Here is a 22,974-nt window from a genome sequence, read left to right as displayed (position 1 = left end):
CTCAAAGCGCCAGGACCGCGCGAACCGCGACATAGGCGGCGACCACCAGGATGAGCCCGGCGAACAGGGCGCGGCCCAGCGCCACATTGGTGCCCAGTCGGCGCGCCAGCGGCAGGCCGGCCGCCGTGCCCGCCACCCCGCCCACGGTCATGGCCGCGACCAGACCCGGATCGATCCAGCCGGACAGGGCGTAGTTGCCGGCCGTCGTGGCCCCGAAGGCCGCCACGCTGAGCAGGGACGTCGCCTGGGCGGTCGCTAGGCTCATGCCCGTGGACGCCATCAAGCCGGGCACGATCAGAAAACCGCCGCCGATGCCGAAGAAACCCGCCGCCGATCCGACCCCCGCCCCGGACAGGCCGACCCTGGGCGACATGGCCCAGTTGAGTCGGGGCTCGGGTCGCACGATCACGGGCTTGGGCCGCAGCATGGACACACCCACCGCCGCCATGGCGACCGCGAAGATCAGCAGCAACTGATGGCCGTCGATCATCTTGGCCAGGGACGATCCGAACCAGGCGCCCGCCGCCCCGGTGACGGCGAACAGGATGGCGCAGGGCCACCTCACCCGCCCAGCCTTGGCCTGGCCGGCGAGCGCGGTCAGGGCGTTCAGCGCCACCCCCGCCGCCGAGACGCCGATGGCGACATGCGGGTCTTTGACGCCGACGAGATAGAGCAGCAGGGGCACCGCCAGCACCGACCCGCCGCCGCCGAACAGCGTCAGCAACAGGGCGACGACGCCGCCGCTGAAGGTGGCCAGGCTAAGGGACAGCAGATCGGTCGTCATGGCGTCAGGCGACCCCAGCCGCGCTTCGGTTCCAGGGCATGACGGCCAGCAGACGCGCCATGCCGCAGAAGCCCGTGGCCCCCGCGAAGAACAGACCCGCGCCGACGAAGGCGGACAGGCCCCAGAAGGCGGGATGCACCAAGAGGCCGAGCGCCGCCCCGGTCAGAACCAAACCGCCGGCCGTCATCTGGACCTGCCGCATCAACTCGATGGGCTTGGACCGGTCGGTGCGGGTCGCCAGGCCGTGCTTCTTCCAGGCGTCCAGACCGCCGTCCAGGACGAAGGCCTGACCCGGAACCTGGGCCGCCAGGCGGTCGCAGTTGACGCCCGTCCGGTTTCCGGTCCGGCAGGTGAAGATCACGTCGCGCCCGTCCGCAAGGGTGCGCGCGGACTCATCGAAACTGGACAGGGGGGCATGGACCGCGCCCGCGACATGTTCGCGGACGAACTCGTCCTGTTCGCGAATATCGATCAGGACGGCGCTGTTTTCCATCAGGCGGCGCGAGACCTCGGCGGGGGACAAGGGGGTCAGGACGGTCATCGGAATCATTCCTTTTCGGGAGCAAGAGGGGGGCAGTAGATTTCAGCCAGGACGGCGATCACCTTCAGGACGGCCGGGTCGGCGATGCGGTAGAACACCGCCGTGCCGTCGCGCCGCGTGGCGACCAGGGCCTCGTCCCGCAGCTTGGCCAGATGCTGGGACAGGGCCGATTGCGACAGGGCGACCATCGGCAGCAGCTGGCCGACCGACAGTTCGCCCTCGCCCAGCTGGCACAGGATCATCAGCCGTTTCTCGTTGGACAGGGCGCGCAGTAAGGCCGCCGCCTCGCCCGCGCTGGCCTGGAAACGCTCAAGTCCGATGGTGTGAAGGTCGATCATGAGCCGCAATATATGAACACTTGCTAAATTAGCAATACCTAATATGTTGAAGCGCGAAAGGAGCCTTCCCCATGGCCCAACACCCCGACGTTCGCGGCTTCTTCGACCCCGCGACCCATACCGTGACCTATCTGGTCAGCGACCCGGCCAGCGGCATGGCCGCCATCATCGATCCGGTGCTTGATTTCGACGCCGCGTCTGCGCGCACCTCCACCCGATCCATCGACGCGGTGATGGCGGCGCTGGAAGGCGCGGGCCTGACCCTTGCCCTGACGCTGGAGACCCACGCCCATGCCGACCACCTGACGGCCGCCGCCCATCTTCGGCGCGCGACGGGCGTCTCCATCGGCATCGGCGCCCATATCACCGAGGTCCAGTCGACCTTCGCCCCCCTGTTCGGCGCCGATGACGTGCGCAGCGACGGTCGGGTATTCGACCATCTCTATGGCGACGGCGACTCCTTCGCCTTGGGCGACCTGTCGGTTCAGGTGATCCACACGCCGGGCCATACCCCCGCTTGCGTCAGCTACAGGATCGGCGATGCGGTCTTCACCGGCGACACCCTGTTCATGCCGGACTACGGCACGGCCCGCACGGACTTCCCCGGCGGCGACGCGCGCACGCTCTATCGGTCGATCCAGCGCCTGCTGTCCCTGCCCGACGACACCCGCGTCTTCGTCGGCCACGACTATCTGCCGCAGGGCCGCACCGACTACCGGTTCGAAACCACCGTCGCCGATCAGCGCGCCCATAACATCCACGTCGGCGGCGGCGTTTTGGAAGAGGATTTCGTGGCCATGCGCGAAACCCGTGACGCCACATTAGGCGCGCCCCAGCTGATCCTGCCGTCGCTCCAGGTCAACATCCGAGCCGGCGACCTCCCGCCGCCCGACGCTGGCGGACAGCGCTATCTGCGCCTGCCCCTGAACGCGATCTGACGGCTTACGCCGACCGCTGCTTCAGCGGCGCCGTGCCGTCCGCCAGGCTCTCGGCTAAATAGACCTCGGCCTCCTGGGCCGGGAGCGCGGGGGCGTAGCCGAAGCCCTGGCCGTAGTGGCACTGGGCTTCCAGCAGCAGGGCGGCCAGTTCGGCGTTCTCGACCCCTTCGGCGACGACCTCCAGTTCCAGGTCGCGGCCCAGGTTGACCACCGACTTGACGATCTTGGCCGACCCCTCGTCCTTGTTCATCGTCAGCACGAAATAGCGGTCGATCTTCAGCGTATCGAACGGCAGGCGCGCCAGATAGGACAGGGACGAGAAGCCGGTGCCGAAGTCGTCGAGCGCCAGGGACGCCCCGACATCCTTCAGCGACTGCAGCACCTCGGCGGCGCGCGCGGTGTCGCGCATGATGTCGCCCTCGGTGACTTCCAGCTTCAGCGCGCCCCGGGGCAGGCCGCTTTCCTTGATGATGCGCGCCACGTCCTCGCACAGGTGCGGGCGTTCGATCTCGCCGACCGACAGATTGACGCTGCAGAACATCTTGCCCGCCAGCGGATGGCGTTCGATCCATTCCGCCAGTTGCCGCGCCGACTGGGTCATCATCAGCAGGCCCAGGTCGTTCATCATGCCCAGGTCGGCGGTCAGGCCCAGGAACTCGTCCGGCGGCACCAGGCCGCGGCGCGGGTGACGCCAGCGCGCTAGGGCCTCGAATCCCGCCACCGCTCCGGTGTTCAGGTTCACGATGGGCTGGAAGAAGGGCACGATCTCGCCGCGCACGAAGGCGTTCCGCAGATCCGCCTCCAGCGCCAGGCGGCTCAAGGAGTCGCTCTCCAACGCCCGGCCATAGGCGGCCGATCCGCCGCGCCCGGCGCCCTTGGCCGATTCCACCGCCAGCTCGACCCGGCGCAACAGTTCGGCGGCGTCGGGCGCATCCGGCCCGCCCTCCACCATCACCGCCCCGATGGAGACGGTCGGATAGATGTCGAAGCCCGCAACCCGCAGCGGCTGTTCCAGCGCGTCGCGCACGCGGTAGCTGGTGTGAGACGCGGTCCGGGGCACGATGATGGCGAACTCGTCCTCGCCGATCCGCGCCGCCGAGGCGTCCTTGTTGAAGGCGGCGGCGAGACGCGAGCCCAGGGCCGACAGCACTAGGTCGGTGCGCTCATGCCCCAGCGCCTCGTTCAGGCGCCGCAGCCGGTCGACGTCGCCGACCACGATCTCGTATTCGCCCGGCTGGGTCAGCACCTCGCCCACGCGCGCGATGAAGGCGCGACGGTCCAGCAGGCCCGTCAGCGTATCCCGATCCGATCCGGCGAACTTGGTCTCCAGCGCCACGACGCCGGCGGCGCGCAGCCCGTCCTCCAGCCAGACGCCGCGCCACAGACAGGTCTCGGACCCGCGCATCCGCAGGCGCACGGCGACCTCGGCCCCCTCGTCCTGCGGTTTCAGCATGCGTTCGGCCAGGCTGCGATCCTGGGGCATGGCCAGGGCGACGAAGCCGGCGGCCGTGCATTCCGGCGCCAGCGGCCCCAGGCCCAGCGACCGGGTCGCGCCGGTGAACCGCAGTTCATCCGTCGCCGGCGTCCAGACCCACAGGGCCGTGTCGGCGGCCGCCAACGCCTCGATGGCGGTCGTGGCGTCCCAGGCCAGCGATCGGGATCGTGGTGTCACGCGTCTCGCCCCTTCAGACGGCCCCCGGCCGTCAACGCTCGTCCTCGACCAGGCCGAACAGCAGATGATCTGCCCACTCGCCGTTAATTTTCAAATAAGCGCGAGCCCGACCTTCGTTGCGAAAGCCCGATTTCTCCAGAACCCGGCGCGATCCGTGGTTGGTGGGCAGGCAGGCCGCCTCCAGCCGGTGCAGCTTCAGCTTGTCGAAGGCGTATCCGACCACGGCCTGCACCGCCGCCGTCGCCACGCCCTGGCCGGAATGGGGCTGGCCGATCCAGTAGCCCAGCGTCCCCGTCTCGGCGACGCCGCGTCGCACGTTCGACAGGGTCACCGCCCCCGCCAGGGTCTTGCCCCCGTCCACCAACACGAAGAAGGGCCAGGCGTGGCCCAGCTCCATCTCGCGCGCATAGATGGACAACCGACGCCGGAACGCCGCCTTGGTCAGGTCGTCCTCGGGCCAGGCCGGCTCCCACGGTTGCAGATAGTCGCGCGACCCGTCACGCAGCGTGGACCATGCGGCATAGTCGCCCGCGCGCGGCGGCCGCAGCAGCACGCCGTCCCCCCGGACCACCGGCCCGGCCACATCGCTCATCCAGTCCAGCAGGGCCATGACGCCTCATACAACAGGAGGATTGTGGCCTGAACTCACGGTTCCGCCAAGACGGTCGCCGTCAACTTCAACGCCAGTTCGCGCCCCAGGCCCTCGGGCGCGCCCAGCATCGGCGTGAGGATGTCGCCGATCAGCCCGTCGGCGAAGGCCATATAGGCCGCCGTCATGACCAGCGACCGCGCCCGTTCGGCCGCCCTGGGATCGTCGGGCGCCATGGCCGCCAGCCGGTCGGCCAGGTCCCGCACTACCCCGCCGAAGCTTTCCGCCCGCCCCTGTTCGCGCGCCAGGGCCAGCCAGGCCGCCATCTTCGACGCCCCGCCCTTGCCGAAGGCGTCGAAGACGACGGTCATCAACCGATCCGGCTCCACTCCCTCGCGCCCTTCGCCCGATCCTTCGTTCAGGCCCGCCTCGATCCGTTCGGCCAGATCGCGCACCATCGCATCCATCAGCGCGCCCTGAAGCCCGGCCGCCGAGCCGAAATGGTGGATCAGATTGGCGTGGCCCACGCCCATCCGCTCGCCCACGGCCTTCAGCGTCACCGCCGCCGGGCCGCCGGACAGCAGCAGGTCGCGCGCCGCTTCCAGCGCCTCTTCGCGCGCCACCGCCCCGCGTCGCCGCTTCACCGGACCATTAGTTGACATTGATGTCAGTTAACTCCATATTCCTCTCGACATCGAGGAGCAGAACCATGGCGAAATCCGCCACCCCCGCCGATCTCCAGATCAAGCCGCGCGACCTGCATATCGACCGCGAGGCCCCGACGCCACGCTGGTGGCTGAACGGCGACCCGTTCGGCACGGCCGTGATGAACGCCCTCAGCCTGACCTTCCCCGACGGCGAGCGGTTCTTCATCCAGTCGGTCAAGCGGTTCGCCAAGGATACGCCCGCCAACCTGGCCGCCGACATCCGCGCCTTCACCGTTCAGGAGGGCGCCCACACGCGCGAACACATGGCCTTCAACGCCATCACCGCCCGCGCCGGCTACGAGACCGCCGAAATCGAGGCCTATGTCACGGCTCGCCTGAATCTCGCCCGCGCGCGCCCGGCCATCGCCCAGCTCGCCGCCACCATGGCGCTGGAGCATTTCACCGCCGCCTTCGCCCATCGGCTGCTGGCCGATCCGGACCTGCTGAAGGGTTCGCCCCCCGACCTGGCCCGGCTGTGGCGCTGGCACTCCATTGAGGAGATCGAGCACAAGGGCGTGGCCTATGACGTCTTCCTGCACGCGACCCGCGACCTCAGCCCGCTGAAGCGCTGGCGTATCCGGCGCTGGGCCATGTTCCTGACGACCCTGCTGTTCACCAAAACGGTGCGCGAGACGACCCTGATGCTGCTGAAACAGGACGGCATTGTCGGCTGGAAGGCGCGCCTGGGCCTGTTCCGCTGGCTGTGGCTGAAGCCGGGCCTCTATCGCCGCATGATCGGCGACTATGTCGCCTTCTACAAACCCGACTTCCACCCGTGGCAGGTGGACGATCGCGACCTGATCGCCGACGCCGAGGCGGGCCTGGCCCAGCCAGCTTGATACGGGCCGCCTGACCCTTTGATCCGATCCCGCGACGGAGTTTTCGAACCGGGTGCGTTACACTCTGCGGGGACGGACGAGGAGAAGGCCATGGCTTCATCACCGACCGACGCCGCCATCGCCCTGACCCGCCTGGGTCTCGGCGCCAGGCCCGGCGAGATCGAACGCGTCGCCGCCGATCCGCGCGGCTGGGCCACGGCCCAGATCCGGCCCCAGGGCGCACCCCAGCCGTCCGGCGCGTTCGCCGACACCGCTCAGCGCGTCGCCCAGTATGTCGATTATCAGAGCGACGCCGGTCTGGTCCGTCGTGATCGACGCTCTGCGCCACAGGCCGGCGCCACGTCCACGCCAATGGCGCAGACCGCGCCCGCCCCCGATACCGATCCAGACGCCGTCGCCCGGCGCGAGGCCCGCCAGGCCGCGCGTCGAGAGATCACCCAGGACACGGCGCAGGAGTTCCTGGCCCGCGCTCAGTTGGGCGCGAGCACCGACGACGGGTTCGCCGAGCGGTGGACCCTGTTCTGGGCCAACGCCGTCACCGTCTCGGCCGTCAAGTTCGCCAGCGGCGCCTTCGTCGGCCAGTACGAGCGCGAGGCCATCCGCCCCCAGGTCTTCGGCCGGTTCGAGGATCTGGTCCTGGCCGCCGAACAGCATCCCGCCATGCTTCTGTATCTGGATCAGGCCCGCTCGGTCGGTCCCGACAGCATGGCCGGCGCCCGCCGCAACGCCGGGCTGAACGAAAACCTGGCTCGCGAGATGATGGAGCTGCACACCGTCGGCGCCGATGGCGGCTACACCCAGGCCGACGTGACCGAACTGGCCCGGGCCCTGACCGGCTGGTCCATCCCAACAGCGCGCGATCAACGTCAGGCCGCCCGCCCAAGAAGGGCGCGCATGGCGGCCGCACAGGCTCAGCCTGAGGCGAACGGCTTCGTCTTCCGCCCCAATGTCCACGAACCGGGCGACCGCACGGTGATGGGCAAGACCTATCCGGCCGCAGGCCTGGCCCAGGGCCAGGCCATCCTGCGCGACCTGGCTCGACATCCGGCGACCGCCAGACGCCTGTCGCGCCGCCTCGCCGCCCATTTCGTCGCCGACGATCCGCCACCCGCCCTAGTCGCCCGGCTGGAAGAGGCCTGGACCCGTTCGGGCGGCGACCTGGCCCAGGTCGCCCGCGCCCTGGTCGAGGCGCCCGAGACCTGGACGCCCCAACCCGCCAAGATCAAGACGCCCTACGACTTCGTCGTCTCCACCCACCGCGCCCTGGGAACCCGGCCACAGCGGATCCAGCCCCTGCGCCAGGCCTTGCTGGACATGGGCCAGCCGCCGTTCGCCGCCCCCTCGCCCGAGGGCTGGCCCGACGCGGCCGCCGACTGGGCCGGTCCCGACGCCTTGGTCAAACGGTTGAACTGGTCGCGCACCGCCGCCGACGCGGCACAGGCGGCCGACCCCGGCGCCGTCGCGGAAGCCGCCCTCGGTGCGCGCCTCAGCGAGCGCACCCGCCTCGCCGTCGCCCGCGCCGAAAGCCGGCCCGAGGCCCTCACCCTTCTCTTCATGTCGCCGGAGTTCCAACGCCGATGACCGCCCTCAATCTGAACCGCCGCCATCTGCTGGCCGCCGCCTCGGCCGGGGTCGGCCTCGCCTTCGCCGGGCGGGTCGCCGCCCAGACCAATGGCCCCGCCAACAAACTGGTCGTCGTCATTGCGCGCGGCGCCATGGACGGCCTGTCCGTCACTGTCCCCTATGGCGACGCCAACTATGTCCCGTTACGCGCCGGGCTGGCCATCCCGGCGCCGGGCGAGGCGAACGGCGCGCTGGCGCTGGGCGAAGGCTTCGGCCTGCATCCGGCGCTGGCGGGCCTGCATGACCTATACGGCCAAGGGCAGATGCGGTTCGCCCCGGCCGTGGCCCTGCCGGTCCGCATCCGCTCCCATTTCGACGCCCAGGACGTGCTGGAGAACGGCGGCGAGGGCCTGCGTCAACAGAGCGACGGCTGGCTGAACCGCGCCATCACAGCAGCGGGCGGCGCGTCGCTGAAGGGGCTGTCGATCGGCGCCCAGACGCCGCTGATCCTGCGCGGCGACGCCCCCGTCTCCAGCTGGGCGCCGGGCGGCCAGGTGCGCGGCGGCGACCGCATCGCCTCCCTTTTGCAAGACCTCTATGTCGAGGATCCGATGCTGGGTCAGAACCTGGCGCGCGGCCTGGCGACCGAGGAACTGGTCGGCCAGGGGCAGACCATGGACGGCGAGGACGGCCGCCTGCGCCGCAACGACGTCCTGGGCCTGGGCCGCGCCGTCGCCCGGCTGATGACCGGCGCCGAGGGGGCAGACATCGTCGCCGTGTCGCTGGACGGCTGGGACACCCATGCGGGCCAGCGCGCACAGCTTCAGACCCGCCTGACCGGTCTGGATCAACTGGTCACGGGTCTGAAGGACGGGCTGGGCGAGGCCTGGTCGCGCACGGTGGTCGTCGTCGCCACCGAGTTCGGCCGCACCGCCCGCGCCAACGGCACCCAGGGCACCGACCACGGCACCGGCTCGTCGCTGTTGCTGGCGGGCGGGGCGATCAAGCGCGGCGGCCCTATCGGCGACTGGCCGACCCTGGCCGACAACCGTCTGTTCGAGAACCGCGACCTGGCGCCGACGCTGGACATCCGGTCCGTGTTCAAGGGCGTGCTGCGCGATCACATGGGCGTCGACCGCGCCGCCCTGGACGCCCGCGTCTTCCCCGGTAGCGCCGCCGAGGCGCCCGCGATGGATGGCTTGGTCTAGCCGCGACACTTGCTTTTTGCGGCGCAACATCGCATCAGGACGCCATCACCTTGGACCCGGCCCTGTTCGCAGGCGACGGGTGGCTATCCCCGCCGCCGATCCGCTGGGAAACCGAGCCCCAAAACCGAAGCATCGGTACGGCTCATCCAGATGAAATCCTGAAATGTCCATCATCGCCTCTGCGCGCCAGCAATGGCTCGCCAACCCTCGCCGCGACCTGCTGGCGGGGACCGTCGTGGCCCTGGCCCTCATCCCGGAAGCCATCGCCTTTTCCATCATCGCCGGCGTCGATCCGGCCGTCGGCCTCTACGCCAGCGTGGTCATCGCCGTGACCATCGCCTTCGTCGGCGGGCGTCCAGCCATGATCTCGGCCGCGACCGGGGCCATGGCCCTGCTGATGGTCACGCTGGTGCGCGACCACGGCCTCGAATATCTGTTCGCCGCCTCCATCCTGTGCGGGGTGTTCCAGATCGTCATCGGCCTGCTTAAACTGGGCCGCTACATCAAGTTCGTCAGCCGCAGCGTCATGACCGGCTTCGTCAACTCCCTGGCGATTCTGATCTTCCTGGCCCAGATGCCCGAGCTGATCGGCAGGGGCTGGATCACCTACGCCCTGGTCGCGGCTGCCCTGGTCGTCATCTACGGCTTTCCCCGCATCACCAAGGCCGTGCCCTCGCCCCTGGTCGCCATCGTCGCCATCAGCGCGGTGGTGATCGTGATGAAGCTGGACGTGCGCACCGTCGGCGACATGGGCCAGATGCCCACGACCCTGCCGATGTTCCACCTGCCCGCCGTGCCGCTGACGTGGGACACCTTCGTCATCATCGCCCCGATCTCGGCGACCCTGGCCTTCGTGGGTTTGCTGGAAAGCCTGCTGACCGCCAATCTGATCGACGACATCACCGACACGCCGTCGGACAAGGACCGCGAGACGCGCGGTCAGGGCATCGCCAACATCCTGTCGCCCCTGTTCGGCGGCATGGCCGGCTGCGCCATGATCGGCCAGTCGATGATCAATGTGGGGTCCGGCGCGCGCGGGCGGCTGTCCACCCTGTGGGCCGGCCTGTTCCTGCTGTTCCTGATGCTGGTGCTTCAGGACTGGGTCGCACAGATCCCGATGGCGGCCCTGGTCGCGGTCATGATCATGGTCTCGGTGGGGACGTTCGACTGGAGCTCGTTGCGGAATCTGCGCAGTCTGCCCTTCCAGTCGTCCCTGGTGATGATCGCCACCACGGTCACGGTCGTCCTCACTCATGACCTGTCCAAGGGGGTGATCCTGGGCGTACTGCTGTCGGCGGTCTTCTTCATGCGCAAGGTCGGCAAGACCATCACGGTCACCGAGATCGAGACGCCGGATGAGGGTGTGCTGCGCTACCGGGTCTCAGGCCAGCTGTTCTTCGCCTCGGCCGACCTGTTCGCCGCCAGCTTCGAGCATCACGGCCATCCCAGGCGCGTCGAGATCGATCTCAGCGACGCCCATCTGTGGGATTTGACCGGCGTCGCCGCCGTGGACAAGGTCGTCTTCCGCTATCGCCGCCAGGGCGCCCAGGTCGAAGTGGTTGGCATGAACGACGCCGCCCGCACCCTGGTCACGCGAGTGGGGCGGTTCGAGAAAATGCACCTGCCGGACGGGGCCGGCGCGCACTGAGCAGGGGTCAGGCAGCGTCTGAAGCCTGCTCCGCGTCGGCGTCGGCGTCGGCGTTGGCGACAGCGTCCGGCTTGGGCATCTTGCAGATGCGGTTCAGGTCGGCGCGGATCGAACTGCCCTGGAAATGCGAGATCTCGGCGCCGGAATAACCCTCGCCGGACAAGGCCTTGACGACATCGCCGGTGTTCAGACAATCGGGCGAACGGGCGAGCTGGTAGGCGCGCTCCACGACGTGTGTGCGGTTCATGATGGGAGCCTTTCGTGATCCTTAACAACGCCCGCCAAGCTAAACCGTTCCGACCGTTGAATTTCCTTCACATGAGTCACTCTTGCATCCGCCGCAAATATCTGCGCACATAGAGCTCGTCGATCTCTCTGCGTAACGCCCACTCTCTCTGCGAACGCACGAGTCAAGGCCGCTCCCATTCAGACCCGACAGGCCGAACGGACGTTCCCTCGGTCAATTTCTAACGGAGGTCTCAAAATGGCTACCGGCACTGTTAAATGGTTCAACCCCACCAAGGGTTATGGCTTCATCCAACCCGACGACGGCGGCAAGGACGTTTTCGTCCACATCTCGGCCGTTGAAGGCGCTGGCCTGCGCGGCCTGGATGAAAACCAAAAGGTTTCCTACGAGCTGGAACGCGACAAGCGTTCGGGCAAGGAATCCGCTGGCCAGCTGCAAACCATCGGCTGATTTCAGCTTCACAGCTGATATGGCGACGGCGGCTCCTCACGGAGCCGCCGTTTTCAATTGTGCCTTCAGGCCGCCTTTAGCTCGGGCTCGTCTTCGAAGGACTGGTCGGCAGGCCCGGTGGTGCAATCCTCAGCCCAAATCTCCTTGAGATCGAGTGTCGGGGCTGGGCGGACGTCATCTCTTCGTTTCAAATGCGCGCCCAGACTTGCGAGCAATGATGACAGGAAGCCGCCGAGTTCTAGAACCTGATGGTCGAAGTGATCTTCATCTTGATAGAGAGGCACATGGGCTCGCGTCCAATAACGCTGTTCCCCATATCAGCGCTCTAGAAAGCATTTCGTTCCATTTTACTTGGATATGGGGAAATAAAAATCTCGGGCCTGTCTGTAATTCCGCGCTCATGTCCTTGATATTGACGACCCAATATCTGCGGCTGAAAGATAAATCGGCATACGATTTGACAAATCTTCCATATAAATACTGCATCAATATCAGGAGATGGACAGGCCCAACCACAAGGATCTTCTGCTTGACCAAGCAGAAGATCGACTTATGCTTAATTGGCGACGACGGCTCCTTACGAAGCCGCCGCCTTGATTTCCGGTTCTGATCCGAAGGACCGCCCGCTTATCGCCCGAAGCAGGTCCGTTCGATGAAGCTCTGCGCGGCAGCCGAGGCTTCGGACGGATTGTGACCGCCGTCGAACTTCAGCGCAGCGAACGGCGCCTTGGCGACGCGCAGGGCCTTGACCAGAGGCGCATAGTGGTTCGCAGAGGGCGCCGCCGGACGCTTGCGGCCGCTGGCGACGAAGATCGGACGATCCGCCAGATCGGGCGCGCGTTGGGCCAAACGGCACAACTTGCCGTTCGTTCATGACAAGATTCTGATGGACTGCGCCGGGCGGCGGCAAAGCTAGCCTTGATGTGGGCTTTGCTCGACAACCATTTTTGGGTCTGGTCGACGTGGATCGAGAAGGGCCTAAGGAGGCCGCTGCTTTCAAAGGAGTTCGGCGCGAGGGCCAAGAATTTTCAGCCATGCACCACAATGCCAGGTTGACAAAAAGAAGTTGTGGTCATGATCACCCAGATGGGGGGCTATGGAGGATCCAATGAAATCTCGTAAACTTCTGCTTGTAACGACCGCCCTGGCTATCTTCTCATCGCTGTCTGCCTGTGCAGCACCCGGCACATCTTCCGCGCTGCACGTCGCCCAAACCGAGTCGATCAAAGCCGAGCGCGGCATACCCAGTTTGCTTCAGCCTTCGTATGGCGCCCTTGGCGATCCCTCTCGACGGGTGGCGCCCGTTCAACGGGTAAATCGAGCAGGCTGAATGCTTTAGAACTCTGTGGTCCCAGACCGCTTCGGCGTGGACTGGTCTGGGATTTCACCGATACAGATCAGGCTTTCGATGCCTTCGTCTTGTCGATCCACTTGGCGAACGCATCCGTGAAGCTCTTCAGGAACGCCCTCGTATCGTCCTTCTTCAGCTTTCCGTCGTCGTCCAGCAGGTCGGCGACATTGCCGATATAGGCCTCGGGCTGCTGCATCGTGGGCATGTTCAGAAAGACCAGGGGCTGGCGCAGGTGGTGGTTGGCGCCGAAGGCGGCCAGGGCGCCGGGCGAGACGCTGACGATGGCGGCGGGCTTGCCCTGCCAGATGCTGTGGCCATAGGGGCGCGAACCGACGTCGAGGGCGTTCTTCAGCGCGCCGGGGATGGAGCGGTTGTATTCCGGCGTCACGAACAGCACGGCCTCGGTCGTCTCGACCTCCTCGCGGAACCGCACCCAGGGGGCCGGCGGCGCGTCAGTCTCCAGATCGGGATTGTAGAGCGGCAGGTCGCCGATCTCGATCAGTTCCAGTTCAAGCCCCGGCGCGGCGAGCGCCTTAATTTCCAGGCCGATGGCGCGGGAATAGGCGCCTTCTCGCAGGCTGCCGACGATCAGGGCGACGCGGACGGGCATGGAAAGTCTCCGGGCTGGACGGGTTCAAGCGCCAGCATAACCGATCCGCGCGCTCGGATGTTCCACCCAGGTTAAATCCGTCACCCTCTGGCTCGTCCCAAGAGCCCAAGGCGGGGCCGGTCGATGATCTCCAACACGTCGCTGCAACGGCGGGCCGCGTCTGATGAAAGGTAGGCCCTCGTGACGAGCCCTAAAATGAGGGGGATACACCAATACTGGCAAACCCGGTCGCCGGCACAGAAAGCGGACATTGCGACGGGCTGTTCGGGGTGGGGAGCCGACCTTCGCTTAGAGGTGGGAAGCCGAAGCTGGCGCGCTGCTCACTAGAGCTCCAATTCCATCTCACTGCGATCGAAAGCCTGATCCCCGATGAAGACCGTCTCGTCGCAGACCACAACGAAGCCAAGCGCGCGGAACGCTGGCTGCGCCATTAGACTGGCGTGCACCCAAAGCCTTCGCTCACTGTTCTCCCGAGCGCGCTGGAGAAGCTGCTCGTACAGCAATCTGAAAAGCCCGGTGCCTTGGGCGCGGGGCCGAATGTAGGCGAAGTCAATGTAGCCGCCCGGCGCCAAGCTCATGAAGCCAACTATGTCACCCTCTGCCTCAGCAAGGATGACGTCTTGCGAGCCGAGCCGCTGATCCCACTCAGGTCCGCTTCGAGGGGCAGGAACCCAAGCGGCACGCTGCTCTTCGGTATAACGGCTTCGACCATTGCGCACGGCATCGAACATGACATCCGCCACAGAGCGGTAGTCGCTCGCGTGCCCCCATCGAAGTAGCCACCGAGGCGTTGTCATTGATGGGCTAGTCCACCGAGGTCAGATCAACTGAGGGGAAGAACCCGTAGGATGATCTGCTTCGCCGCAGGGGATCAAGACCGGCCAGCAACGCAAATGTCCGCAACGGGTCGTGAAGAGAAGTTTGCCCCGCCCCCTGCCCCGAACATTCAGATGGCCACCGGTAGGAATTGTCTGTCCCGCTGAACTACCCGCCCGAGGGGGACGGAAGTTAAGAAAGAAGAGCCAAAAGCCTAACTCCCGAACAGGGCCGCCGCGAACGCCTCGCCCGCCGGTCCGGCCGACTTCGGCCCCAGCACGGCGCTGGCCGCCTGACCCGAGGCAAGCAACCGTCCGCCGACCGCCCGCACGTCCGCGACGGTCTGGTCTTCCAGCTGTTCGGTCATCGACAGGCTGGAGCGCGGAGCGCCGAAGATCAGGGTCTGGGCGGCGTTGCGTCCCGCGCGGCTCATCGGGTTTTCGTCCGACATCCACAGACCCGCCTTCATCACCGCCTTGGCCCGCGACAGTTCCTTTTCGGTCGGACCGGCCTCGGCCATGGCCCGCACCTCGGCCGCCGCCACCTCGGCCAGTTCCTTCGCCCGGTCCGCCGCCGCCCCGGCGTAGATGCCCAGCACGCCCGTATCCTCGTACGGCTCCTGATAGGCGTCGATGGCGTAGGCCAGGCCCCGCTCCTCGCGCGCGCTCTGGAACAGGCGCGAGGCCATGCCCCCGCCCAGGATCTCGCCGAACAGCCGCATCGACGACAAGGCCGGATCGGTCGCCGAAAGCGCCGGCAGTTGGAACACCAGATTGGCCTGTTCGATCTTGCGCGTCAGTTTCGCATGGCCGCCGACGAAGGCCGCCGGCGACGGCGCCTCGACCGGGGTCGCCACCGCATCGCCGAACCAGCGCTCGGCTAACGCCAGCAGCTCGGTCTCATCCACCGCGCCCGACACCGACACCACCATCCGGTCGGGCGAATACAGCCGCGCCCGCCAGGCCTCGACGCTGACCTTGTCCGCCGGCTTCAGGCTGGCGATGGAGCCCAGGATCGGTCGGCCCAGCGGCTGACCGGTGAAGGCGCGGGTCTGGACCATCTCGAACACATGGTCGTCGGGCGTGTCGAAGGCCTCGGCGATCTCCTGGGCCACCACGTCCTTCTCGCGCTCGATCTCGGCGGGGTCCAGGGTCGGGCGGAACACCAGGTCCGACAGAACCTGCATCGCCAGCGGCAGCGAACCGTCCAGGCCGCGCACCTCGAAACTGGTGCGCTCGTATCCGGTGGAGGCGTTGATCGTGCCGCCCTCGGCCTCGATCCGTTCGACGATCTCGCGCGCGGCCATGTCGCCGGCGCCCTTGAACACCAGATGCTCCAGCAGGTGGGACCAGCCGGAGCGCTCTTCCGCCTCCCACCGCGCCCCGCCCTTGACGGTGACGACGACAGCCAGGGTCTTTAGCCCCGGCATGGGGTCGCAGATGACGCGGACGCCGTTGGACAGGGTGTGCAGGGAAGTCAGGACCTTATTCTTTCCTATCGCCTCGCACGCGGTGCGAGGCTGCTTGGGGAGCGTCTTTCTTGGTTCGACGCCGAAGCAGGGCCACATAGAAACCCACAAGCGCGATCGCCAGTCCGAACCATGTCATCGCATAACCCAGATGGTTGTTCGAAAAGGCCGCAGGCGGCGCGGACGGCCTCAGGGCCGCGAACTCGGGATTGACGGCGGTGACGGCGAACACGGCTTCTGGCCGCACTGGCCCGGTGACGTTCAACGCCCTGGCCATGGCGGCGGTGTCGCGGGCGTAGAAGCGGCCGTCCCTCGGGGTGGGGCTCATGGCGCCCGGCTTATCGAAGGTGCGGAACTCCCCGACCATCACCAGCGGCAGGGTGGTCTCGACCACGCGCGGCCGCTCGGTCACCCCGTCGCCGACGAAGCCCCGGTCGATCAGCAGGCTGAAATCGGCCCCCGCCGGTTTGCACGCCGAGATCAGCCGCACCCCAGCCTCGCCGTCATGGATGGACTGAAGCTCGATGAAGGGCGCGCTAGCCAGGCCCGGACAGACCATCAACGCCTTGCGGAACTCCAGATCGCCTTCCACCAGCACCTGATCCAGCGGCGCGGGCGGTTTCGCCGCAGCAGCCTCGGCCGCCGCGATCAGGCCTTCCTTCCACTTCAACCGCTCAACCTGCCATACGCCCAGGCCGATCAGCAGGATCAGGGCCAGGACCGTCAGCACGGTCAGTATCCAGGGAAAACGTCTCATAAATCCTCCTCCGTGGAGCGCAGCGGAACGGGGGAGGGGGACCGCGAAGCGGTGGAGGGGGCGGAACCTCGCACCGGGTTTGGGGTCGCCCCCTCCACCACGCCAGGCGTGGTCCCCCTCCCCCGCTCCGCAGGGGAGGATCCATCCACCTGATTCCGGTATTGCAGCCCGATCATCAGCCCCCGTCCCGGCCGCATCAAGGCCAGCGAAAGGGCGACGACCAAGGGCAGCCAGACGATCAGATGCAGCCACATGGGCGGATGATATTTGATTTCGACGAACAGGGCCGAGAAGCCGACGATAAAGCCGGCGATCTGCATGATGAAGCTGGCCGGGCCGTCGCCTGTCTGGATGGTCGAATAGTCCAGGCCACACGCCTCACAGGCCGGCCGCACCTTCAGAAAGCCCGCGAACAGCGCGCCCTGCCCGCACCGGGGACAGCGCCCGCGCAGGGCCGCGCGAACCGGCGTGTCGGAAACGACGACGGCGCGGGACGATCCCTCGTCCCGCGCCGTCTTGAGGTCTTCAGGACCGTCTTGGATCAACCGAAGACGACATAGACGAAGGCGAACAGGAACAGCCAGACCACGTCCACGAAGTGCCAGTACCAGGCCGCCGCCTCGAAGCCGAAATGCTTCTGCGGGGTGAAGTCGCCGGCCAGCAGGCGGATCAGGCAGACCGCCAGGAAGATGGTGCCGATCAGGACGTGGAAGCCGTGGAAGCCCGTCGCCATGAAGAAGATCGACCCATACAGGCCCGAGTTCACGGCCTCTTCGTTGAAGAACAGGTGCTCGTGCAGGATGTGGTGATACTCATAGGCCTGAACGCAGGTGAAGATCACGCCCAGCGCCACGGTGATGCCCAGGGCGATCTTGGCGCCCTTGCGGTCGCCGACCTGGATCGCGTGGTGCGCCCAGGTGACGGTGCAGCCGCTCAGCAGCAGGGTCACGGTGTTCAGCAGCGGCAGCTGCCAGGGGCTCAGAACCTCGACGCCCTTGGGCGGCCAGGTCGACCAGGCCTTGGCCGTGTCCGCCCAGGTCCCGACTTCCGGCGTCAGCGCCCGCGATTCATGGAACAGGGCCATGTCGAAGAACATCCAGAAGAAGGCGACGAAGAACATCACCTCCGACGCGATGAACAGGATCATGCCGTAGCGCAGGCCGATGGACACGACCGGCGTATGGTCGCCCGCCTTGGATTCCTTGATCACGTCCGCCCACCAGCCGAAGGCCGAGATCAGCACGCCCGCCAGACCGGCGAAGAAGACGCCCGACTTGCCCTCGGCCAGGAAGTTGGCGGCGATCGGACCGTTCTCGGCCGGGGCCAGACCCTTCATCCAGATCACCGCCCCGATGAACATGATGGTCGCCGCAACGGACGACAGCAGCGGCCAGGGGCTGGGCGGCACCAGGTGATAGTCGTGCTGCGGAGTGGCGTGGGCGTCAGCCATGTATCGCGTCTCTTCGTCGGCCAGAGTCGGTTGTTATAGCGGCTATAGCGTCCCCATTTGTCCGACGCCAGAGCCACGCCGTGTTTCGGCCTTGTTCAGGGTCGCGAACGGGGCTCAGGCCTTGCGCGCAGGCGGATCGGCGGGGTCGTCAGGGCTTGAGCCCATACCGCCGCCCATGCCCATTCCTCCGCCCATGCCGCCCCCCATGCCGCCTCCGCCGCCACCGCCTCCCCCGCCGCCGGCCCCGCCGCCCCGGCCTCCGCTCGACGACGGCCGTGTCGGTCCTTGCAGCGGAATGTCCGCCCCGGCCGGAACCGGCGCCAGGTCCAGCGCCTGACGGATGAAGTCTCGCAGCGAGACCACCAGCTCATGCGTCCGCACCGGCCGCCCGGCGACCAGTTCGCGCGCCGCCTGCTGCGCCAGCCGCACCTGCTCTTCGGTGCCCAGCAGGATGATGTCCGCCAGACAGGCCTCCACCGCATCGCGGATGCGCCGGGTGCGGTCGGATCCCGCCGCCGTCTCGGCGCTCAGATCCAGCCCCGCCTCGCCGCCCGACGCATTGCGGCGGCTCAGGTCGCGCTTGTGCGTCGGATCGACCGTCAGGTCGCCGGTGAACGACCCGCCCAGCACCTTGTAGGCCGCGATCAGCGTCTTCAGCCGTTCGTTGATCTGGCGGTTCATCCGCTCGCGCCGCTGCTGGATGGTGAACATCATCACCAGCCGGATCCCCATGCCGATCAGGGTGACCAGCGCCAGCCCCAGCAGGGTCAGCAGCAGACTGTGCCAGTTGGTGAAGTCCAGACCGCGCAAATCCCGTCTCCGTCAGTTCGCCGTGCGGGCCGCACGCTGGAACGGAACGCGCGCCGACGCAAACAGCCCATCCCTCCATTCCGTCACCCTCGGGCTCGTCCCGAGGGCCCACGCCGGATGCAATCTCGTCATTGAACAGATGAGGCGCAGGCCGCGATCCGGCGGCGATGCCGAGACAGATCAACGGTGGGCCCTCGGGACAAGCCCGAGGGTGACGGCGGTGATTATTCGACCGCTGTCGCTTTCAACGCCGCGAACGCCTTGGCCGAAAACGCCGACAGCGGCTGGGGCAGGTCGTTCAGGTCGAACCAGCCGATCTCCGACAGCTTGTCCGGTTCGGTCAATGTCGCCTCGCCAGTGAAGTCGCGCGTGACATAGATCAGCGACACCCAATGCTGGCCGTCCGCGGGAATGACCTCTTCGGCTACACACAGGAAGTCGACCGCGCCGATCTTGAGCCCGCTCTCCTCCTCGGCCTCGCGGCGCGCGGCGATGTCGGACGGCTCCATCAGGTCGACCTTGCCGCCGACGATGTTCCAGAACCCGGCCTCGGGCGCCTTCAGCCGCTTGCACAGCAGCACCCGCCCGTCGGACCGCTGGATCACCAGGCCACAACCGACGCCGGGAAAATCCACGCCGGGCTTGCTCACGCCTTGGGCGCGTCCACGGAGGGATAGAAGGTGTAGCTCAGGGTGATGTCGCGCGCGCCCTTGGCCTCGCGGTCCGTGGCCAGTTCGGGGGCGATGAAATACTGCATCGGGAACTGACGCGTCTCACCCGCCGCCAGCGTCTGGTCGGTGAAGCAGAAGCATTGCAGCTTCTGGAAATACGGCCCCGTCTGTTCCGGCGAGACGTTGTAACTGGCCCGCACCTGGATCGGCTTGTCCGAGGTATTGGTCACGTCGAAATAGGCCAGGCCCGTCTCGCCGATGCGCACGCGCTGCGTCGACTGTTCGGCCTTGAAGGTCATCGGCAGGCCGCGGACATTGGTGTCGAACCGCACCAGCACCGTCTCGTCCAGCACGATGTCCGAGGCCTTGTCGGCCTTCATCGTCGTGCCGCCGAAGCCGGTGACCTGACAGAACATCCGGTACAGCGGCACCGCCGCGAACGCCGCCCCGGTCATCCCCATCACGCCGAAGACGCAGACGATGGCGATCAGGTTCTTGCGGTTCGCGTTCATTGCGCCGTGGTCCCCGTCGCCGCCTCCAGCAGCGCCCGCTCGCTCGCCTGGTTCTGCTGCAGCCGCAGAACGGTGGTGGTGAAGACCAGGACGATGAAGGCGACCAGGGCCGCCGCGATCCAGACGTTGCGACGCTTGCGCGCGCGAAGTTCCTCAGGCGTCAGACGCATGGTTTTACGCTCCCAGACCGGACAAGGCCTCGACCAGAAGGGCCGAGAACAGGGCCATCAGATAGAGGATGGAAAAGGCGAACAGGTCTCGCGCCGGTTTGGCCTGGGCGCGCACATCATACAATGCGGCCTCGCGTCCCACGGCCTCTGCCTTGTCGGGTTCATCGCCGGCGCGCGAACGATAAAGCCGCAGCGCCAGACCCAGGAAGCCCAGGCCGCCGGCCACCGACACCACCAGATAGATCAACCCACCCAGGCCCACGAAGGCCGGGGCGATGGCGACCGGCACGAAGACCAGGGTGTAGAGCAGGATCTGCAACCGCGTGGACTTCGCGCCCTTCGCCACCGGCATCATCGGAATGCCGGCCTTGGCGTAGTCGCCGGCCGAATAGAGCGCCAGGGCCCAGCTGTGCGGCGGGGTCCACAGGAAGATGATGGCGAACAAGAGCCAGGCCTGCCACGGCGCCTGGCCCGTCGCCGCCGCCCAGCCGATCACCGGTGGAAAGGCGCCCGCCGCCCCGCCGATGACGATGTTCTGGGGCGTCCGACGCTTCAGCAGCAGGGTGTAGAAGCCGGCGTAATAGACGATGGTCATGGCCAGCAGACCGGCCGCCAGCCAGTTCGCATTCATCCCCAGCAGCATGACCGAGAACAGGCTCAGGATGACGCCGAACGCCATCGCATCGTTCTTCTTGACCCGTCCGGCCGCGACCGGACGGCCGCGCGTGCGCCGCATCAGGGCGTCGGTCTCGCCTTCCAGCGCCATGTTCAGGGCGCCGGCCGCGCCCGCGCCCACGGCGATGCACAGAACGGCGATGGCTGCGACCAGCGGATTGATCGACCCCGGCGCCACCACCAGGCCCGTCGCGGCGGTGAACACCACCAGCGACATCACGCGTGGCTTGAGCAGCTGGAAGAAATCCTCCGGCTGGGCGGTCGAGATGGCGGGTGTGTTGAGGTCAGTCGGGGTCACGATGGTCATCTTCTACACCGTCACCCTCGGGCTTGTCCCGAGGGTCCACGTCTCCGAGATACGAAAAGGGCCTCGAACATTCCGCCCGAGGCCCTTCGCAGTCTTTTGAATCCGCTTCCGCCGTGGGCCCTCGGGACAGGCCCGAGGGTGACGGAAGGGGTTTAGTGTTCTTCTTCTTTAATCACCGGCAGTTCGTTGAACTGGTGCGTCGGGGGCGGCGAGGACAGGGTCCACTCCAGGGTCGTGGCGCCTTCGCCCCACGGGTTGGCGACGCCCGGACGACGACGGATCGCCGCCTCGGCCAGCATGACCAGGAAGACCAGCACGCCGAAGGCCGTGATCGCATAACCGACCGACGACACTTGGTTCCACAGGGTGTAGGCGTCCGGATAGTCGATGTAGCGACGCGGCATACCCTGCAGACCCAGGAAGTGCTGCGGGAAGAACACCAGGTTCACGCCCACGAACATGATCCAGAAATGGGTCGCGCCCAGGAACTCGTTGTACTTCACGCCGAACATCTTCTCGAACCAGTAGTAGAAGCCCGCAAAGATCGCGAAGACGGCGCCCAGCGACAGGACGTAGTGGAAGTGGGCCACCACGTAATAGGTGTCGTGCAGGCTGTAATCGATGCCCGCATTGGACAGGACCACGCCGGTCACGCCGCCGACGGTGAACAGGAAGATGAAGCCGATCGCCCACAGCATGGGCGTCTTGAAGCTGATGGAACCGCCCCACATCGTGGCGATCCAGCTGAAGATCTTCACGCCCGTCGGCACCGCGATGATCATGGTGGCGGCGATGAAATAGGCGCGCAGATTGATGCTCATGCCGACCGTGTACATGTGGTGCGCCCACACGATGAAGCCGACGAAGCCGATGGCCACCATGGCGTAGGCCATGGCCAGATAGCCGAACACGGGCTTGCGGCTGAAGGTCGAGACGATGTGGCTGATGATGCCGAAGCCCGGCAGGATCAGGATGTACACTTCCGGGTGGCCGAAGAACCAGAACAGGTGCTGGTACATGACCGGATCGCCGCCGCCGGCGGGATCGAAGAAGTGGGTGCCGAAGTTGCGGTCCGTCAGCAGCATGGTGATGGCGCCGGCCAGGACGGGCAGGCTCAGCAGCAGCAGGAAGGCGGTGATCAGAACCGACCAGGCGAACAGCGGCATCCGGTGGATCGTCATGCCCGGCGCGCGCATGTTCAGAATGGTGGTGATGAAGTTGATCGCGCCCAGGATCGAGCTGGCGCCCGCGACGTGCAGGGCGAAGATGGCCAGGTCGAAGGCCGGCCCGACGTGGCCCGTGGTCGACAGTGGCGGATAGGCCGTCCAGCCCCCGCCGAAGCCCTTGCCCGGCCCCCCATCGACGAACATCGACAGGACCAGCAGGCACCAGGCGGCCACCAGCAGCCAGAACGAGATGTTGTTCATGCGCGGGAAGGCCATGTCCGGCGCGCCGATCATGATCGGCACGAACCAGTTGCCGAAGCCGCCGATCATGGCGGGCATGACCATGAAGAAGATCATGATCAGGGCGTGGGCCGTGACGGTGACGTTATAGCCGTGCTTGGACTGCTCCACGAGACCCAAGAGCTGGATCGAAGAGCCTTCCCGGAACAGTTGGATGCCCGGCTCGGCCAGTTCCCAGCGGATCAGGCCCGACAGGGCGCCGCCCACGATGCCCGCCATGATGGCGAACATCAGATACAGGGTGCCGATGTCCTTGTGATTGGTGGACAGGAACCAGCGGGTGAAGAAGCCCACCTTGTGGTCGTCGTGGTGATGGTGGTCGTGAGCGTGACCGAGGTCGGTCGCGTCGCGGGTTACGGTAGCGTCAGCCATATGTCTGTTCGCCTC

General features: G+C 66.9%; 27 protein-coding genes and 1 other annotated feature. Of the genes, 6 read left to right on the top strand and 21 right to left on the bottom strand.

Annotated elements, in window-relative coordinates; translation table 11 throughout:
• Position 1 precedes the first annotated feature (1 nt).
• The 3 genes from ACP693_RS05390 to ACP693_RS05380 are packed head-to-tail and all read right to left on the bottom strand — an operon-like array spanning position 2 to position 1,663.
• A complete protein-coding gene (locus tag ACP693_RS05390) occupies positions 2–784 on the bottom strand; it encodes a sulfite exporter TauE/SafE family protein (protein ID WP_426018360.1) in 783 nt (260 codons plus the stop codon).
• A 4-nt stretch (positions 785–788) separates the two neighbouring features.
• Positions 789–1,325 carry a rhodanese family protein gene (locus ACP693_RS05385; RefSeq protein WP_426018362.1) on the bottom strand — a complete coding sequence of 179 codons (537 nt, stop codon included), beginning with the start codon at positions 1,323–1,325 and terminating at the stop codon, positions 789–791.
• A gap of 5 nt (positions 1,326–1,330) precedes the next feature.
• Complete coding sequence (locus tag ACP693_RS05380; protein WP_426018363.1) at positions 1,331–1,663, bottom strand: ArsR/SmtB family transcription factor; 333 nt, start codon at positions 1,661–1,663, stop codon at positions 1,331–1,333.
• Between the two features lie 71 nt (positions 1,664–1,734).
• Between ACP693_RS05380 and ACP693_RS05375 the strand changes: the two genes are divergently transcribed.
• Positions 1,735–2,601, top strand: coding sequence for an MBL fold metallo-hydrolase (locus ACP693_RS05375; RefSeq protein ID WP_426018365.1), 867 nt, complete (start codon positions 1,735–1,737; stop codon positions 2,599–2,601).
• A gap of 4 nt (positions 2,602–2,605) precedes the next feature.
• On the opposite strand, the gene ACP693_RS05370 is transcribed toward ACP693_RS05375, so the two are convergent.
• From ACP693_RS05370 to ACP693_RS05360, 3 genes are read right to left on the bottom strand one after another with little or no spacing between them, the layout of a single operon-like run.
• A complete protein-coding gene (locus ACP693_RS05370; protein WP_135193559.1) occupies positions 2,606–4,273 on the bottom strand; it encodes a putative bifunctional diguanylate cyclase/phosphodiesterase in 1,668 nt (555 codons plus the stop codon).
• A gap of 31 nt (positions 4,274–4,304) precedes the next feature.
• On the bottom strand, positions 4,305–4,883 hold the full coding sequence (locus ACP693_RS05365; RefSeq protein ID WP_135193560.1) for a GNAT family N-acetyltransferase: 579 nt from the start codon (positions 4,881–4,883) through the stop codon (positions 4,305–4,307).
• Positions 4,884–4,918: 35 nt separating this feature from the next.
• Positions 4,919–5,524: a TetR/AcrR family transcriptional regulator gene (locus ACP693_RS05360; RefSeq protein ID WP_426018367.1), complete on the bottom strand. Its 606-nt coding sequence runs from the start codon at positions 5,522–5,524 to the stop codon at positions 4,919–4,921.
• 47 nt (positions 5,525–5,571) lie between these two features.
• On the opposite strand from ACP693_RS05360, the gene ACP693_RS05355 reads away from it, so the two are divergent.
• The 4 genes from ACP693_RS05355 (at position 5,572) to ACP693_RS05340 (ending at position 10,827) form a co-directional block, all read left to right on the top strand.
• On the top strand, positions 5,572–6,408 hold the full coding sequence (locus tag ACP693_RS05355; protein ID WP_426018369.1) for a metal-dependent hydrolase: 837 nt from the start codon (positions 5,572–5,574) through the stop codon (positions 6,406–6,408).
• A gap of 90 nt (positions 6,409–6,498) precedes the next feature.
• Positions 6,499–7,989, top strand: a complete 1,491-nt coding sequence (locus tag ACP693_RS05350; RefSeq protein ID WP_426018371.1) for a DUF1800 domain-containing protein — start codon at positions 6,499–6,501, stop codon at positions 7,987–7,989.
• Positions 7,986–9,179 carry a DUF1501 domain-containing protein gene (locus ACP693_RS05345; RefSeq protein ID WP_426018372.1) on the top strand — a complete coding sequence of 398 codons (1,194 nt, stop codon included), beginning with the start codon at positions 7,986–7,988 and terminating at the stop codon, positions 9,177–9,179. Before ACP693_RS05350 ends, ACP693_RS05345 begins: the two co-directional genes overlap by 4 nt.
• 49 nt (positions 9,180–9,228) lie before the next feature.
• Positions 9,229–9,292 (top strand) — a sequence feature (sul1 is cis-regulatory element that is thought to sense ions involved in sulfur or methionine metabolism; They are found in Alphaproteobacteria).
• A 50-nt stretch (positions 9,293–9,342) separates the two neighbouring features.
• A complete protein-coding gene (locus ACP693_RS05340) occupies positions 9,343–10,827 on the top strand; it encodes a SulP family inorganic anion transporter (protein ID WP_426018373.1) in 1,485 nt (494 codons plus the stop codon).
• A gap of 7 nt (positions 10,828–10,834) precedes the next feature.
• Here the strand turns inward: ACP693_RS05340 and ACP693_RS05335 are convergent, their stop codons facing one another.
• On the bottom strand, positions 10,835–11,074 hold the full coding sequence (locus tag ACP693_RS05335; RefSeq protein ID WP_426018375.1) for a hypothetical protein: 240 nt from the start codon (positions 11,072–11,074) through the stop codon (positions 10,835–10,837).
• Positions 11,075–11,311: 237 nt separating this feature from the next.
• Between ACP693_RS05335 and ACP693_RS05330 the strand changes: the two genes are divergently transcribed.
• A complete protein-coding gene (locus ACP693_RS05330) occupies positions 11,312–11,524 on the top strand; it encodes a cold-shock protein (protein ID WP_008260410.1) in 213 nt (70 codons plus the stop codon).
• A 65-nt stretch (positions 11,525–11,589) separates the two neighbouring features.
• On the opposite strand, the gene ACP693_RS05325 is transcribed toward ACP693_RS05330, so the two are convergent.
• The 14 genes from ACP693_RS05325 to ctaD form a co-directional block, all read right to left on the bottom strand.
• The gene (locus tag ACP693_RS05325) at positions 11,590–11,808 is read right to left on the bottom strand and encodes a hypothetical protein (protein ID WP_426018376.1); all 219 of its coding nucleotides are present in this window, start codon (positions 11,806–11,808) and stop codon (positions 11,590–11,592) included.
• A 343-nt stretch (positions 11,809–12,151) separates the two neighbouring features.
• Entirely contained in the window at positions 12,152–12,382 is a 231-nt protein-coding gene (locus ACP693_RS05320; protein ID WP_426050114.1) for a hypothetical protein, read from the bottom strand.
• 539 nt (positions 12,383–12,921) lie between these two features.
• Positions 12,922–13,485 (bottom strand): NADPH-dependent FMN reductase, encoded by a 564-nt coding sequence (locus ACP693_RS05315; RefSeq protein WP_426018380.1) that lies wholly within the window; start codon positions 13,483–13,485, stop codon positions 12,922–12,924.
• Positions 13,486–13,808: 323 nt separating this feature from the next.
• Positions 13,809–14,216: a GNAT family N-acetyltransferase gene (locus tag ACP693_RS05310; protein WP_426018382.1), complete on the bottom strand. Its 408-nt coding sequence runs from the start codon at positions 14,214–14,216 to the stop codon at positions 13,809–13,811.
• 299 nt (positions 14,217–14,515) lie between these two features.
• Positions 14,516–15,730, bottom strand: a complete 1,215-nt coding sequence (locus ACP693_RS05305) for a M16 family metallopeptidase (RefSeq protein ID WP_426018383.1) — start codon at positions 15,728–15,730, stop codon at positions 14,516–14,518.
• Positions 15,731–15,785: 55 nt separating this feature from the next.
• Positions 15,786–16,526, bottom strand: coding sequence for an SURF1 family protein (locus ACP693_RS05300; RefSeq protein WP_426018385.1), 741 nt, complete (start codon positions 16,524–16,526; stop codon positions 15,786–15,788).
• Positions 16,523–17,071 (bottom strand): DUF983 domain-containing protein, encoded by a 549-nt coding sequence (locus ACP693_RS05295; RefSeq protein ID WP_426018387.1) that lies wholly within the window; start codon positions 17,069–17,071, stop codon positions 16,523–16,525. Before ACP693_RS05295 ends, ACP693_RS05300 begins: the two co-directional genes overlap by 4 nt.
• Positions 17,068–17,976 carry a cytochrome c oxidase subunit 3 gene (locus ACP693_RS05290; RefSeq protein ID WP_135194798.1) on the bottom strand — a complete coding sequence of 303 codons (909 nt, stop codon included), beginning with the start codon at positions 17,974–17,976 and terminating at the stop codon, positions 17,068–17,070. The genes ACP693_RS05295 and ACP693_RS05290 overlap by 4 nt, the downstream gene beginning before the upstream one ends.
• Before the next feature lie 114 nt (positions 17,977–18,090).
• Positions 18,091–18,786: a hypothetical protein gene (locus ACP693_RS05285; RefSeq protein WP_426018389.1), complete on the bottom strand. Its 696-nt coding sequence runs from the start codon at positions 18,784–18,786 to the stop codon at positions 18,091–18,093.
• A 224-nt stretch (positions 18,787–19,010) separates the two neighbouring features.
• Positions 19,011–19,436 (bottom strand): NUDIX domain-containing protein, encoded by a 426-nt coding sequence (locus ACP693_RS05280; protein WP_426018391.1) that lies wholly within the window; start codon positions 19,434–19,436, stop codon positions 19,011–19,013.
• The gene (locus ACP693_RS05275) at positions 19,433–19,969 is read right to left on the bottom strand and encodes a cytochrome c oxidase assembly protein (protein ID WP_135194795.1); all 537 of its coding nucleotides are present in this window, start codon (positions 19,967–19,969) and stop codon (positions 19,433–19,435) included. Before ACP693_RS05275 ends, ACP693_RS05280 begins: the two co-directional genes overlap by 4 nt.
• Entirely contained in the window at positions 19,966–20,139 is a 174-nt protein-coding gene (locus ACP693_RS05270) for a hypothetical protein (RefSeq protein ID WP_409718172.1), read from the bottom strand. Before ACP693_RS05270 ends, ACP693_RS05275 begins: the two co-directional genes overlap by 4 nt.
• A gap of 4 nt (positions 20,140–20,143) precedes the next feature.
• Positions 20,144–21,121, bottom strand: a complete 978-nt coding sequence (gene cyoE / locus ACP693_RS05265) for a heme o synthase (protein WP_426018393.1) — start codon at positions 21,119–21,121, stop codon at positions 20,144–20,146.
• Positions 21,122–21,273: 152 nt separating this feature from the next.
• Positions 21,274–22,959, bottom strand: a complete 1,686-nt coding sequence (gene ctaD, locus ACP693_RS05260) for a cytochrome c oxidase subunit I (protein ID WP_426018395.1) — start codon at positions 22,957–22,959, stop codon at positions 21,274–21,276.
• Between the last annotated feature and the right edge of the window lie 15 nt (positions 22,960–22,974).

It is taken from the genome of Brevundimonas sp. TWP1-3, assembly GCF_049896085.1.
Taxonomy (GTDB): domain Bacteria; phylum Pseudomonadota; class Alphaproteobacteria; order Caulobacterales; family Caulobacteraceae; genus Brevundimonas.
This window is presented reverse-complemented; position numbering and strand designations above follow the sequence as displayed.